Annotated in this window: 8 protein-coding genes and 1 riboswitch; of the genes, 2 read left to right on the forward strand and 6 right to left on the reverse strand. The window is 44.1% G+C overall.

Annotated features, from left to right (window positions below; translation table 11 throughout):
- Positions 1 to 789 precede the first annotated feature (789 nt).
- Complete coding sequence (locus AB4482_RS01590) at positions 790 to 2,070, reverse strand: sodium:proton antiporter (RefSeq protein WP_017061334.1); 1,281 nt, start codon at positions 2,068 to 2,070, stop codon at positions 790 to 792.
- Positions 2,071 to 2,239: 169 nt separating this feature from the next.
- Here AB4482_RS01590 and metH point away from each other — a divergent pair, with 169 nt between their 5' ends.
- Complete coding sequence (gene metH, locus AB4482_RS01595; protein WP_372180443.1) at positions 2,240 to 5,917, forward strand: methionine synthase; 3,678 nt, start codon at positions 2,240 to 2,242, stop codon at positions 5,915 to 5,917.
- A 106-nt stretch (positions 5,918 to 6,023) separates the two neighbouring features.
- Here metH and lysC read toward each other — a convergent pair whose 3' ends face one another.
- On the reverse strand, positions 6,024 to 7,391 hold the full coding sequence (gene lysC, locus AB4482_RS01600; protein ID WP_136982198.1) for a lysine-sensitive aspartokinase 3: 1,368 nt from the start codon (positions 7,389 to 7,391) through the stop codon (positions 6,024 to 6,026).
- 108 nt (positions 7,392 to 7,499) lie between these two features.
- A riboswitch (Lysine riboswitch) is annotated at positions 7,500 to 7,677 on the reverse strand.
- A gap of 176 nt (positions 7,678 to 7,853) precedes the next feature.
- On the opposite strand from lysC, the gene AB4482_RS01605 reads away from it, so the two are divergent.
- The gene (locus AB4482_RS01605; protein WP_102332733.1) at positions 7,854 to 8,993 is read left to right on the forward strand and encodes an alanine--glyoxylate aminotransferase family protein; all 1,140 of its coding nucleotides are present in this window, start codon (positions 7,854 to 7,856) and stop codon (positions 8,991 to 8,993) included.
- Positions 8,994 to 9,105: 112 nt separating this feature from the next.
- On the opposite strand, the gene AB4482_RS01610 is transcribed toward AB4482_RS01605, so the two are convergent.
- The 4 genes from AB4482_RS01610 to AB4482_RS01625 all read right to left on the reverse strand — a co-directional run bounded on the left by AB4482_RS01610 (position 9,106) and on the right by AB4482_RS01625 (position 15,624).
- Positions 9,106 to 10,869, reverse strand: coding sequence for a PglL family O-oligosaccharyltransferase (locus AB4482_RS01610; protein ID WP_372072813.1), 1,764 nt, complete (start codon positions 10,867 to 10,869; stop codon positions 9,106 to 9,108).
- Between the two features lie 96 nt (positions 10,870 to 10,965).
- Positions 10,966 to 13,797 (reverse strand): excinuclease ABC subunit UvrA, encoded by a 2,832-nt coding sequence (gene uvrA / locus AB4482_RS01615; RefSeq protein ID WP_017061339.1) that lies wholly within the window; start codon positions 13,795 to 13,797, stop codon positions 10,966 to 10,968.
- Between the two features lie 149 nt (positions 13,798 to 13,946).
- Positions 13,947 to 14,819: a UTP--glucose-1-phosphate uridylyltransferase GalU gene (gene galU, locus AB4482_RS01620; protein WP_017061340.1), complete on the reverse strand. Its 873-nt coding sequence runs from the start codon at positions 14,817 to 14,819 to the stop codon at positions 13,947 to 13,949.
- Between the two features lie 157 nt (positions 14,820 to 14,976).
- Positions 14,977 to 15,624 carry a LuxR C-terminal-related transcriptional regulator gene (locus AB4482_RS01625; RefSeq protein WP_029235590.1) on the reverse strand — a complete coding sequence of 216 codons (648 nt, stop codon included), beginning with the start codon at positions 15,622 to 15,624 and terminating at the stop codon, positions 14,977 to 14,979.
- Positions 15,625 to 15,646: the final 22 nt, after the last annotated feature.

The following is a 15,646-nucleotide window of genomic DNA, read 5'->3' on the forward strand; positions in this document are numbered from 1 at the left end:
TTTTCCGGATTGGTATAATATACGCCATTAGCAAAGCCGCGGATTCTCCTACTTACCAAAACAGCGCGTGTTGGGAGTCTAAACCTCCAACCTTTCCATATACTAAGCCTCAGCAGAAATACTGGGGCTTTTGTGTATCTGCTGCTTCTACGAAGTAATGTTGGGATAACTAGGCGCTCCTAGCTCACCTGCGTGCTCGAATCTCCGGAGTGCCTACTCATTCCAGCCTTGCCATATTTAAGACTCTAGTCTGCACGTCTCGGCAGAAATGCTAGCGCTTTTTATTCCTGTCATTTTTACAAGTATCACTTGAAGTACCATGTGTTCCTTTAGCTATCTCTATCGAACACTGATTTAGTGCAGCCTTGCTGTATTTAATGACTTAGTTCAAAGCTAAAGCTTTCTGTTCACCACTCATCTAGCTCCGTAGTCCTGTTAATAACTAACGCTATTCTAGCGAGACGTTGAGTCCCGTTATTTTTGTTTCCAGGTGAAAGGTGAAGCCTTTCGATTGAAGCTTATATAACTTGAGAGTGGGTTATTGGGTAGACTAGCGAGTGGGCAGAAGAACTAATTCTCTGTATGACTTAAGCTCCTTAAAGAGTTCTGTCCACCCACATTAAGGCTTTCGATTACTCAAATATTAGCGGTATCAAATATCGATATGAGCTCTATGTTCCACACATATCTTTCAGCGATAGCTCCAGTATGGGAATTGGTGAGTTTGACTTTCATTGGGTATAAAAAAGGCCACCTAAAGTAGGCGGCTTTGGTTGATCTATCTAGGTGTTAATCTAGCTCTTTCTCTGCTTGTTTTGCTTTCTCTATCATAGGAGTGATTGTTGAGCCTTGAACTAGAATAGAGAACACAACAACGGCGTATGTCATGACAAGGATTATCTCTTTTACATCTATTGCTTTGTCTTCAATTACCCAGATACCTGAAGGGATCGAAAGTGCCATGGCTAATGCTAAGCCACCGCGTAAGCCACCCCAAGTTAGAATCTTAATCGACCACGGGTTGTAAGTTCTAAAGCGTTTAAATCCGATGTAAGACAAGAAAACACTCAAGTAACGTGCACTCAATACTAGAGGGACTGCGAACGCCATTAAGATCCAGTCTTCTTGGTGGAATTTGAATAACAGCATCGACATACCAATTAGTAGGAATAATACGCCGTTTAAGAATTCATCTATCAACTCCCAGAAATGATCTAGGTGATCTTCACTCTCTTTCGAGAATCCGATAAAGCGAGTCCAGTTACCAATCATGATACCTGATACCACCATCGCTAATGGGCCTGATACATGTAGAACTTCAGCAAACGCATAACCAGCAGTTGGGATGCCGATGGTTAATAGCAACTCCATCGAGTGGTCATCGGTATTGCTGATTAGGTAGTGGAATACAAGACCTAAAACAAAACCATAGACAATGCCGCCAATCGCCTCTTGAACGAATAGCATGGTCACACTACCGACGGTTGGCGCTTCTGTGCCGAATGCGATAGTAAATAGGGTTACGAAGATAACTAAGCCAAAACCATCGTTGAATAGAGATTCTCCCTCGATTTGAGTAGAGATTCTTCTGGGAGCGTCGAGTTTCTTTACTATTGCTAGCACGGCGATGGGATCGGTTGGAGAGATTAGCGAGCCAAAGAGTAGGCAGTAAATCAGATCAAATTGAATACCGATGAACTGGCAAAACCCGTACAGCACAAAACCGATAAAGAATGTTGAAAACAGCGTAGCACCTAACGCGAGTACTGTTATTTCCCATTTCTGGTCTTTTAGGTTTGGTAATTTGATTCCCAAACCGCCTGCAAATAGTAAGAATCCTAATATCCCTTTTAGAAGGAAATCTTCAAAATTGATACTGGCAACGGTCTCTGAGGCAATGTCTGCCAATTGGAACCAATTATTTTGTCCAGCAATGATAATCAATAGAGATAACATCATTGAGCCAGCTGTGATGGCGATGGTTGTCTGCATTTTACCAATTTTTGTATTCACGAAAGCAATAAGCATGGCTGCAGCGGACAAGAAGCATAAGGTGTAATAGACCGACATTGGGATTCCAACATGTAACAAAGTATGAATATGAATTTTCGTTGTCTCATGCTCAAATAGCAAACATTTTTTTGTCATGACTCAGTAATCAATTTCCTTTTTTAGACGTCTAGACTCCTTTTTAATGTGTGATAGGATGGAGGGATAATTAAAGGAATGAGGTTGTACCGTGGGAAGTAATGTAAGGCAAAAGATTGACGCTCTGTTGAAGCAACGAATTTTACTGATTGATGGTGGCATGGGCACCATGATTCAGGATTATAAATTGGAAGAGCAAGACTATCGTGGTGAACGCTTTGCTGATTGGCACAGTGACTTAAAGGGCAACAATGACCTTTTAGTTCTTACACAGCCTAAGCTTATCAAAGATATCCATTCAGAATACTTGGAAGCTGGGGCAGACATCCTCGAAACCAATACCTTTAACGCTACAACCATCGCTATGGCCGACTATGATATGGAAAGCCTTAGTGAAGAGATTAACTTTGCTGCTGCCAAGCTTGCTCGTGAAGCAGCTGATGAATGGACCGCAAAGACCCCAGATAAACCTCGCTTCGTCGCGGGTGTATTAGGCCCTACCAACCGAACTTGTTCTATATCCCCTGATGTAAACGATCCAGGTTACCGTAATGTTAGCTTTGACGAACTGGTTGAAGCTTATTCTGAATCGACTCGCGCGCTCATTAAGGGCGGTTCAGATTTAATTCTTATTGAAACTATCTTTGATACGTTAAACGCGAAAGCGTGTGCTTTTGCGGTTGAATCTGTTTTCGAAGAAGTAGGTATCAGTCTGCCAGTGATGATTTCCGGTACCATCACTGACGCATCAGGTCGTACCCTTTCAGGACAGACGACAGAAGCATTCTACAACGCCCTTCGTCATGTAAAACCAATCTCATTTGGATTGAACTGTGCATTGGGCCCTGATGAACTGCGTGAGTATGTCGGTGAGATGTCTCGTATCTCAGAGTGCAATGTTTCTGCTCACCCTAATGCGGGTTTGCCTAATGCATTTGGCGAGTATGACCTTTCTCCTGAGGATATGGCTGAACATGTTAAAGAGTGGGCTGAAAGTGGCTTCTTGAACCTAATTGGTGGGTGTTGTGGTACTACTCCAGAGCATATCCGTCAAATGGCTGAGGCCGTTGAAGGTGTAACGCCGCGTCAATTGCCAGACTTACCAGTTTCTTGTCGTCTTTCGGGACTAGAGCCACTGACGATAGCTAAAGAATCTTTGTTCGTGAATGTAGGTGAGCGGACCAATGTTACCGGCTCTGCACGCTTTAAGCGCCTTATCAAAGAAGAGCTCTACGACGAAGCCTTGAGTGTAGCTCGAGAGCAAGTCGAGAATGGTGCTCAAATTATCGATATCAACATGGATGAAGGGATGCTAGACGCCGAGGCGTGTATGGTTAAATTCCTGAATCTATGTGCTTCAGAACCTGAAATCTCGAAAGTACCTGTTATGGTCGATTCTTCTAAGTGGGAAGTTATCGAAGCTGGCCTAAAGTGTATTCAAGGCAAAGGCATCGTTAACTCAATCTCTCTAAAAGAAGGCAAAGAGAAGTTTGTTGAGCAAGCCAAATTAGTTCGTCGTTATGGTGCTGCTGTCATCGTGATGGCGTTTGATGAAGTCGGGCAGGCTGATACTCGAGAGCGTAAAGTCGAAATCTGTACCAATGCCTACAACATTCTTGTTGATGAAGTCGGTTTCCCACCAGAAGATATTATTTTTGACCCGAATATTTTCGCAGTGGCTACTGGTATCGATGAGCATAATAACTATGCGGTTGATTTCATTGAAGCAGTAGGAGACATCAAACGCGATCTCCCGCATGCGATGATCTCTGGCGGTGTGTCGAATGTTTCATTCTCATTCCGTGGTAATAACTACGTCCGTGAGGCTATTCACGCGGTATTCCTATATCACTGTTTTAAAAACGGTATGGATATGGGCATTGTAAACGCTGGTCAGTTGGAAATTTACGATAATGTTCCAGAAGATCTGCGTGATGCTGTTGAAGATGTGGTACTAAACCGTCGTGATGATTCGACTGAAAGATTGCTGGATATGGCGACCGAATACCTAGAGCGTGCTGTTGGTAAGGTTGAAGATAAATCTGCATTAGAGTGGCGAACTTGGCCTGTAGAGAAGCGTTTGGAGCACTCTTTGGTAAAAGGTATCACCGACTTTATTGTTGAAGATACCGAAGAAGCTCGTGTTAATGCCTCTCGTCCTATTGAAGTGATTGAAGGTCCTCTAATGGACGGAATGAACGTTGTTGGTGACCTGTTTGGTGAAGGTAAGATGTTCTTACCACAGGTTGTAAAGTCTGCGCGTGTGATGAAACAGGCGGTTGCCCATTTAGAACCATTCATTAATGCATCCAAAGAAGTGGGCGCAACTAACGGTAAGATTTTGTTAGCGACCGTTAAAGGTGACGTTCACGATATCGGTAAAAATATCGTTGGTGTGGTTTTACAGTGTAATAACTACGAAATTATCGACTTAGGTGTGATGGTTTCTTGCGAGAAGATTCTCAAGGTAGCGAAAGAAGAGAATGTCGACATTATTGGCCTGTCTGGGCTGATTACACCGTCTCTTGATGAAATGGTACATGTTGCTAAAGAAATGGAGAGACAGGGTTTCAAGCTGCCTCTTCTGATTGGCGGCGCAACCACATCTAAAGCTCACACAGCAGTTAAGATTGAGCAGAATTATTCAGAACCTGTTGTATACGTAAATAATGCCTCGCGTGCAGTGGGTGTTTGTACTTCACTACTTTCTGATGAATTGAAACCCGCTTTCGTTGAGAAGCTGGATATCGATTACGATCGCGTTCGAGATCAGCACAATCGTAAGAAACCTCGTACCAAGCCTGTCACGCTTGAAAGAGCTCGTGCCAATAAAGTTGCTATCGATTGGGATGCGTATACGCCACCTGCACCCGCTAAGCCGGGAGTTCACATCTTCAATGATTTTGATGTGGCGACTTTGCGTCAGTACATCGATTGGACTCCATTCTTTATGACATGGTCATTGGTTGGTAAATACCCTGCAATCCTTGATCATGAAGAAGTGGGTGAAGAGGCAAAACGTTTATTCAAAGATGCTAATGATTTACTGGATCGCGTAGAGAAAGAGAAGCTGCTTGAAGCGCGTGGTATGTGTGCCATGTTCCCAGCGAACAGTGTTGGTGATGATATTGAGGTGTATACCGATGAATCTCGTACCGAAGTTCTAAAAGTTCTACACAATCTTCGTCAACAAACAGAGAAACCAAAAGGCTTTAACTACTGTTTGTCTGATTACATTGCGCCAAAAGAAAGCGGTAAAGCGGATTGGATTGGTGGCTTTGCGGTTACGGGTGGTATTGGTGAGCGAGAGCTGGCTGATGAATACAAAGCGAAAGGCGATGACTACAACGCGATTATGATTCAGGCGGTTGCTGACCGATTGGCTGAGGCGTTCGCGGAATATCTGCATAAAGAAGTGAGAAAGGATATTTGGGGTTACTCGCCAGATGAGAATTTGTCTAACGACGATTTGATTCGAGAGAAATACCAAGGTATTCGTCCAGCTCCAGGTTATCCTGCTTGCCCTGAGCATACAGAGAAAGGCACGTTGTGGGAGCTGATGGACGTTGAAAAGGCAATCGATATGTCATTAACGACAAGCTACGCGATGTGGCCTGGTGCCTCAGTGTCTGGTATGTATTTCTCACACCCTGATGCTAGATACTTTGCTATTGCACAGATTCAACAGGATCAAGTGGATAGCTATGCTGACCGCAAAGGTTGGGATATGTTAGAAGCCGAGAAGTGGTTAGGTCCTAACATTAACTAGTTTGAATCTATGATGAGCTTTGATTCGTAAAGTAAAAAGAGAAAGGGTTGCTGAATAGCAACCCTTTTTGTATTTGTGATTTATCTGTCGATGATAAACGGACTTTCTATTCAAATAATTCTTGGTGCAGTTTTTGAATCGCCAACTTAGAAACAGATTCATTTAGTAAGAAGCACAGGTTGTGTGGGCTTGCACCGTAACAAATCATGCGTAGGTTGAAGTCTTCAAGAGTGCCGAAGACCTGCTTTGCATAGCCTTTGCTTTCACTCATGTTGTTACCAATAAGAGCAACAAGGCATAGGTCGTGTTCAATATCTACAGAACACAGCTCCTCAAGCTCAATGCGAGCGGCTTCAGGTAACTCAGGGGCACCACCAGAGGTATCCGTTTGATCGAGTGTTAGTGAAACACTGATCTCTGAAGTGGTGATAAGATCGACCGAGATCTTATGTTTAGCAAGGATCTCGAATACCTTTGCCAAAAAGCCATAGGCATGGAACATATTAGCGCTACGTAGCGTAACCATGGTTTGGTTGCAGCGTAGGGCAAGCGCTCTAAATAGAGGAGAGCTCTCAACTTCTTGACGAATCCAAGTACCACCTAACTCTGGCGCTTTAGAAGAGCCGACAAATACCGGTATTTGGTGGCGTAGTGCAGGTACTAGAGTCGATGGGTGCAAGATCTTCGCACCAAAGTTTGCCATTTCCGATGCTTCACTAAAGCTGATCTCTGGGATAGGAGAAGCTTTAGGTGCAATACGAGGGTCAGTGGTGTAGATACCCGGAACATCCGTCCAGATTTCTAGACCAATCGCCTGTACAGATTCGGCAATCAGTGCTGCTGAGTAATCACTGCCACCGCGGCCTAAAGTCGTGGTGTTACCTTCGCTATCAGCGCCGATAAAACCTTGGGTAACGACAACTTGTTGTTGGCAAAGTGGAATCAGTTTCTCTTGCGCTAGAGCGGCAATATCTTCTAGTTGAGGTTCGGCTTTACCAAAATCATCATTAGTACGCATCACATCTCTGATATCAAAGCGAACAGCAGGAGTGCCTCGTTCAGAGATGATCTGAGCCAAGATGTGTGTCGACATCAACTCGCCACATGCGACAAGGTGATCCGTCAGTTTAGTACTTGTTTGGAATGATGCGGCCTCTGCAGCGCTCGCAATGTCATCAAGAATGCTGTGGACTTCTTTTTCGATGCTGATTGGATCTGCGAGTTGGTCAAGAATTGCGTTGTGAATGTCCGCTAATTGCGCCATTAGTTCCTGACGACGAGCTTTGTCTTGAACACCATGTGCTAGTTCAACCAGCAAGTTAGTGACACCAGAGCATGCACTACTCACGACCAGTTTCGTGTTTGAGTTGTTTTCAATAATGGCAGCACAACGGCTCATTGCTTCAAAGTTGGCAACACTTGTTCCACCAAACTTAGCGACATTAAAAGAACCAGCTACATTAGATGCACTCACGATATATCTCCCACGACTTCCTAAAATAAAATTACGGTTGGGTAATCCAACGTCCGATGTTTTTCGAAGAGAGTTTTAGAGCAAAAAGAGAGGAATTATTAGAATAGTAACCTCAGAAGCTCTTCACCATATAGAAATGGCGACAGTTGACGGGATTCAGCCCGCTCAACCGATAATAAAGGTCCTGCATACTTTTATTATCTCGGCACTGCTCCCCATAAATGTTTTGTATTGGAAATGCGGTTCCACAAAACATCTGCCTGGGCAGTGCTCCTCTTCTGCTAGATAGCCGTTTCATTGAACGTTTTTGTGGTAACAATGTCAATCCGTAACTTGAGATAATTGAAAAATAATTTTAACAATTATGTGACAGTGGTTTGACCTCAATACTTATGGCTAATTGCTGAGGTAATCAATTTGCTTTAGGGTGGATTGTTCACAACATTAACGTAAGGGATGTACATGTCTAATTTCACACTCACTACTGCTATCGATAGCTTTTATCCACCACACCGAACGTTAATGGGGCCTGGTCCTTCTGATATCTCACCTCAAGTGCTACAGGCTTTGAGCCGTCCAACCATAGGTCACCTAGATCCGCTGTTTATTGCGATGATGGATGAGCTTAAACAACTTCTTAAATACGCTTTTCAGACTGAAAACGAATTTACGATTGCCGTTTCTGCACCGGGCAGTGCAGGTATGGAGACCTGTTTTGTTAACTTGATTGAGCCTGGTGAAAAGGTGATTGTTTGTCGTAACGGTGTCTTCGGTGAGCGTATGCGAGAAAACGTGGTGCGTTGTGGTGGCGAAGCCATCCTTGTTGATGACGAATGGGGCAAGCCCGTTTCAGTTGAAAAGGTAGAACAAGCATTGGCAGAAAACCCCGATGCCGTTGCTGTTGCATTTGTGCATGCAGAGACATCAACCGGAGCGTTATCTGATGCTCAAGCTATCTCTGCTGTCGCTCGTCAGTTTGATGCGTTAACGATTGTTGATGCAGTGACATCATTAGGTGGTGTGCCATTGCTGGTTGATGAGTGGCAGCTTGATGCGGTTTATTCTGGCAGCCAAAAGTGTCTGTCTTGTGTGCCAGGGCTATCTCCAGTGACTTTCTCTCAGCGTGCGGTTGATAAAATGAAAGCCCGTAAAGCACCAGTGCAAAGCTGGTTTTTGGATCAAAGTTTAGTATTAGGTTACTGGAGTGGAGAAGGTAAGCGTAGCTACCACCATACCGCACCCGTGAACAGCCTTTATGCTCTGCATGAGTCGCTGGTTTTGTTGAAAAATGAAGGCTTAGATAATGCGTGGTCTCGTCATCATGCGATGCACCAAGAGCTTAAAGAAGGCGTAGAAGCTCTAGGGTTAAAGTTTGTGGTTGATGAAGAGAGCCGCCTGCCGCAGCTTAATGCACTTTATTTCCCAGAAGGAATTGATGAGGCTAAGATCAGAACGCAGCTTTTAGAAGAATATAATCTTGAAATCGGTGCTGGGCTTGGCTCTTTGGCTGGTAAGGCATGGCGTATCGGCCTAATGGGTTACGGTGCTCGTAAAGAGAATGTCGCGTTGTGCCTAAAAGCGCTAAAAGATGTTTTGAAGTAGCTGCATGAACTGAAATTAAAAAGAAAAGCGCACGAGAGATCGTGCGCTTTTTTGTATCTACCCCAAGCTCCTACTGCCTACTAAGTGAAGCTTGCGTTGCGAATTCTTAACATTATTCTGCAGACGAAACGTTATCTTCTGCTTGTGACACTTTCTTATACTGAACCTTTGAAAAGTCTCTGTTAGGGAATAAAAAGTTCGCTTCGCTACGAATTTGCTCTGCTTTACTTTCTTCTCCTAGGCCTTGATACGCCAGAATCAGATTGCTGTAGAAAGCCGGTCTTGGTTTGCTCTTAATGATCTCCAGTGACCAATCGATGTAAGGCTGTATAAGGCTCGGGTCGGCTTTGTAGAGGCCGATATTAAGGTAAGTGCTGTATATATCCCAATCGTAGCGATCTTTCCACACCACTGGGTTCGTTACCTGCTTAAGAATGTCCGGATTTTTCGGCTTAGACAGTTCAAACTTAGTCAGTACATAGTTGGTGTGCAGGGCGCTCAACATATAAAAACTGACCAAAATAGGGAGCACTAAGCTCAACACTCTAAATAGGGTCTTGCTGATGATACTGAACGACTGTTGATAATGTCGGGAAGAGCGCTGATCTACCCAGTAAATCAATATAATGAATGTTATCCAGTGAATCGCCGAGTGGTAAAAAGGATACTCAAGTTGAGAGTGCAAAAGGATTGGGATAAATAACGCGAGCAGGGCTAGACGTGTTCCCTTTGCTGAACTTGTTATGCGTGACATCACCAATATTGCAGCAATCAAGATTCCGATGATTGGTACAATCCCCCCTTCAACTCCCCAAAACAGGAACTCATTGTGCGGGTGATCCATTGAAGGAAGACCTGGATGATAGTTCGAGTTGAGTTGATGTTGGCGAGCTGTATATAGCGTGTATTCAGACTCAAATTTCCCGTAACCATAACCTGTAAATGGCTTTTCGATCATCATATCTAAAGCTTGCGGGAACGTATAAGCGCGCGGGCTTTCTAGGTTCGCTTTCTTGCTAGCGAGGCTATCAGTCGCACTTAGGCTGATCACCGAAAAAGCGACGACGACACCGACGAGCACTGATGCGCACCATCCGTAGAAGCGTTTCTTGGTCGAGAACTTGTATAGATAGGGCAGAATGCAGATAAACCCAATGACAGCGGCCAACCATCCGGTACGTGATGCAATGATGATCAGCAAGGGCACGGTTAAGGTTGGAGTTAAATACAGTAGGAATGATTCGCTGATCTTATGGTTATATTTAGCCGGCTGCCTTGCTAAAAGGTAAGCGGACAGCACAAAACCAGTAGCAAGAAAGCTTGCCATTACATTCGGTTGTTGAAATATCCCATATGGTCGGTTTGCAGAAGTGTTGTAGCCAAATAGGTTGCCAGGTTCTAATAAGAAATATTGCACATAGCCAAATAGTGCTTGTATAACAACAGCAAGTACAATGAACCACAACATACGTTGCTTGTGTTTATTGCTGAACTTAAATTGCTGCAGCACCACAAATAAGGCAAAGCCCGCCCACAATCCAAGCAAGCGTCCTGACGCTCCTTGAGGTGCAGCATTGCTGTATAAAATGGGTAGCGTGAGTATGATGCAGCTAATCAACAAGCCAATTGTTAATTTGGAATACTTGAGTACTCGATTGGTCGCGAGTTGGTAAAAGCCAATCGCTAGCGTGAAGCTTAGCGCTAGCCAAGTGGTAGGGTTAAAGGATAGAGCAAGGCCCGAACCACCAGGATTCGGCATAAAAAAATGCATAGCTAACAAGAATACAACAGCTAAAGAAGCCAGAAATGCTTTGTTGAGTGGTAGCTGAGTGATCTGATTTTCTAGCTGAGTACCGCTAGTGTGTATTGTTGCCATAAATCCCTAACCTTATAAAAACAGAGCTTGTTCCTTCTGAAACAAGCTCTGTTACTTTAACATTTTTCTGTCTGCCCGCAGGGCGCTATTTTACACCTACTTCAAATTTAACATAGGCTTAAGGAAGCGAGCAGTGTGTGAACCTTCGACTAACGCCACATCTTCAGGTGTACCCTCTGCAACAATCTCACCACCACCTTGCCCACCTTCTGGGCCAAGATCTAGGATCCAGTCTGCTGTTTTAACGACATCTAGGTTGTGCTCAATCACGACAACTGTATTACCGTGATCACGCAGTCTATGTAATACCGTCAGTAGCTGCTGGATATCGTGGAAATGAAGGCCTGTTGTTGGCTCATCGAGAATGTATAAGGTTTTTCCCGTGTCTCGTTTAGACAGTTCACGCGCTAATTTAACACGCTGAGCTTCACCACCAGATAAGGTTGTAGCTGCTTGCCCTAAGCGAATGTAAGAGAGGCCAACGTCCATTAAAGTTTGCAGTTTACGAGCGATAACAGGTACCGGGTTGAAGTATTCACGAGCATCTTCCACAGTCATCTCTAGAACTTCGTCAATGGTTTTACCTTTGTAGCGGACCTCTAGAGTCTCACGGTTATAGCGCTTACCTTTACACACATCACAAGGCACATACACATCGGGTAAGAAGTGCATCTCTACCTTGATTACGCCGTCTCCCTGACAAGCCTCACAACGACCACCACGAACGTTAAAGCTGAATCGACCTGGCTTGTAACCACGAGAACGTGATTCCTGAGTGCCCGCGAATAGTTCACGAATAGGGGTGAAAATCCCTGTGTAGGTCGCAGGGTTTGATCTTGGTGTACGACCGATAGGGCTTTGATCTATGTCGATTACCTTATCAAAATGTTCTAACCCTTTAATCTTTTTGTGCTTTGCTGGAACTGCAGTCGTGGCACCGTTTAATTGAGTGTGGGCGACTTTAAAGAAGGTATCGTTGATAAGCGTTGATTTACCCGAACCTGATACGCCCGTAATACAACTGAACAAGCCAACAGGAATTGTCGCGGTCACATTCTTTAGGTTGTTCCCCGTTGCGCCAACGATCTCGACGACCTTTTTCTTGTCGATAGGCGTTCTCTTTTCAGGCACTGCAATTTCTTTAGCACCGCTCAGGTATTGGCCTGTCAAAGAGTTCGGGTTTTCGATGATGTCTTGCATGGTACCTTCTGCCACCACGTGACCACCGTGCACCCCTGCTCCTGGACCGATATCGATAACATGGTCAGCACAACGAATTGCATCTTCGTCATGTTCCACAACAAGTACCGTATTACCTAAGTCTCTCAGGTGAATTAAGGTTTGCAATAGACGTTCATTATCGCGCTGGTGGAGACCAATTGATGGCTCATCAAGTACATACATAACGCCAACTAAACCGGCACCGATTTGGCTCGCCAAACGAATACGTTGCGCCTCACCACCAGACAGCGTTTCAGCACTGCGTGATAGGTTAAGGTAGTTCAAACCAACGTTGACTAAGAAATGCAGACGATCATTGATCTCTTTCATCACTTTATCTGCGATCTGCCCACGTTGACCGTCTAGCTTCAATTCTTGGAAAAATTGTAGTGCGTCAGCAATGCTAAGTTCAACGATTTCCGGAAGTGTTGTATCACCAATGAAAACATTGCGAGCTTCTAGTCTCAGGCGAGTGCCATCACAGCTAGAACACGACTTGGTTGAGATGTATTTGGCAAGGTCTTCACGCACCGCGCTAGATTCAGTATCACGGTAACGGCGCTCTAAGGTATTTAAAATGCCCTCGAATGGATGACGCTTAACTCGAATATCACCTCGGTCATTGATGTACTTGAATTCCACTTCAGTTCGACCTGATCCTTTTAGAATGATCTCTTGAGTCTTTTTCGGTAGAGAATTAAATGGCGCATACAGATCAAAACCATAATGTTCTGACAGCGACGTTAGCATTTGGAAATAGTAGTAGTTCTTTTGATCCCAACCTTTTATCGCACCTTCAGCAATGCTTAGGTTCTCATCTAAAATCACTCGGCTTGGATCAAAATACTGTTGAACACCAAGACCATCACACGTACCACATGCTCCTGCCGGGTTATTAAATGAGAACAGGCGAGGCTCAAGCTCTTGCATGCTGTAACCACATTTAGGACAAGCGAAGTTAGCAGAGAATACGATCTCTTCTTGATCCGTTTCGTCCATCCAGCCGACGACAGCGATACCGCCAGAGAGCTCTAATGTGGTCTCGAATGACTCGGCTAAACGCTGTTGAAGATCAGGACGAACCTTGAATCTGTCTACCACAACTTCAATGGTGTGCTTCTTATGAAGTTCAAGTGCTGGTGGATCGGATAGATCACAGGTTTCACCATCAATTCGGGCTCGGATAAAGCCTTGCGCAGCTAAGTTTTCCAGTGTTTTAACATGCTCACCTTTGCGCTCTTTGACAATCGGTGCCATCAACATCATCTTTGAGCCTTCAGGCAGTTCTAAGACCTTATCGACCATTTGACTGATGGTTTGTGCTGCTAGAGGGATGTTGTGGTCTGGACAGCGAGGTTCGCCTACTCGCGCATACAATAATCTGAGGTAATCATAGACTTCGGTAATGGTACCGACGGTTGAGCGAGGGTTATGTGAAGTCGATTTTTGTTCTATTGAGATAGCTGGAGACAGACCTTCAATATGGTCGACATCAGGCTTTTCCATAAGAGATAGAAATTGACGAGCGTAAGCAGACAGAGATTCAACATAACGACGCTGACCTTCTGCGTAGAGTGTGTCAAACGCAAGTGACGACTTTCCTGAACCCGATAATCCGGTGATGACAGTCAGTTTGTCACGTGGAATGGTTAGGTTGACGTCTTTGAGGTTATGCGTACGAGCGCCTCTAATTTCTATTTTATCCATCTCAATAGACCATGTAATTTTAAGTGGCTAAAGTATTACATAGAGTGAGATTTGTGCAAAGTTTTACTGGATAAAAAAACAGTAAACAAAAAGGGCGACTCAAAGAGTCGCCCTTTCTAAAATCAGTAACGTTAGTGATTAACCAGTCGTTATGCTTCTTTCTTGGTCGAGTGTTTACCTAGCTCGATTTGCTGCTGGTCTTTCTTGTATAGGTTTTCGAAGCAGTAGTTTGTTGCTTCGATATAGCCTTCAACACTACCACAGTCAAAACGTTGGCCTTTAAATTTGTAAGCCAATACACAGCCTGCTTTTGCCTGTTTTAGCAATGCATCAGTGATCTGGATTTCGCCGCCTTTACCTGGTTCTGTCTGCTCGATTAATTCAAAGATATCTGGAGTCAGAATATAACGACCAATGATCGCTAGGTTGCTTGGTGCTGTACCTTGCTCTGGCTTCTCTACCATGTCATCAACTCGGAAAAGGTCATCTTTGATCATTTCGCCAGAGATAACACCGTACTTGTGAGTCTCTTCTTCTGGAACTTCTTGTACAGCAACAATAGAACAGCGGAACTGTTTGTATAGCGCAACCATCTGAGCTAGCACGCCTTGTTGCTCGTTCACACAAAGGTCATCAGCAAGTACTACTGCGAACGGTTCATCGCCTACAAGTTCGCGACCCGTTAAAATAGCATGGCCAAGGCCTTTCATCTCACGTTGACGAATGTAGGTGAAGTTTGCCGCTTCAATCGTTTCACGGATATTAACCAATAGGTCTTCTTTATTGGTGCCGCTAATCTGGTGCTCAAGCTCGTAGTTTTTATCAAAGTGATCCATGATCGAGTGCTTACCACGTCCAGTAACGATGCACATTCCATCCATACCAGCTTCGATAGCTTCCTCTACACCGTATTCAATCAGAGGTTTGTTTACTACAGGCATCATTTCTTTAGGCATTGACTTGGTTGCAGGTAAAAAACGTGTACCGTAGCCAGCTGCCGGGAAAAGGCACTTTTTGATCATGATAAGACCCTTTATCTATAATAATTATTGATTCAACCTGAGTGGTTGATATTTCTGAGGGCAACTCTAGCATAAGTTATGTCGAAAATTCAGCAACAATAGCCATGGTTTACTAGAGCTTCCCTCAAAATTATCGTCAGACTAAGAGGTGGGTCGATTATGCAAGCAGGTTCTGGTTTGCCCATGCTATCGCTTGAACTCTATTTTTTACCGCAAGCTTACGGAATATTTGATAGAGGTGAGATTTAACCGTGAACTCACTAATAAACAAGTCATCGGCGATTTGTGTGTTTGAAGACCCGGATTGAAGACAGCGAATCACCTGGATCTCACGAATGGTTAAATCAACATTGGTTGGTGTGGTGTTGGTATTGACCATATTGCGATAATAAAACAACAGTTGATTGGTTACCTTCCTTGGCAGCCAGTTATCGCCATCAATGACTTCTTGAAGACCACGAGCAATCTTGTCCTTTTGTTCAGTGTTGTAAAAGAGTCCTTTTAGTACCCCATAGGTAAGAAGCTCTGAGGTTGGAAGTTGCTGGGGGACATTGAATAAAATGATTTCGTGATTTTTCCACATAACAGTCAGGTTAGGACAAATAATCAGTAGTTGTGGTACCTCTCTGTAATCGACGAGCAAGATCCGGTTACTCTGCTTTCTATCAACTAGCATTAATTCGTCGGGTGTCATTTTGTAGAGAACAATAGATAAATGCTTTTCTATCTCTTTTACATGTAGATAGGTATCGTTTGGGTCGATGCACAGAAAGTGTAAAGTGCGAGCGTATCTTGATTTTCTCATTGAAACGTCCTGTTTGAGTGGG

Source organism: Vibrio sp. 10N.222.55.C7, from assembly GCF_041473335.1.
Classification (GTDB): Bacteria; Pseudomonadota; Gammaproteobacteria; order Enterobacterales; family Vibrionaceae; genus Vibrio; species Vibrio crassostreae_C.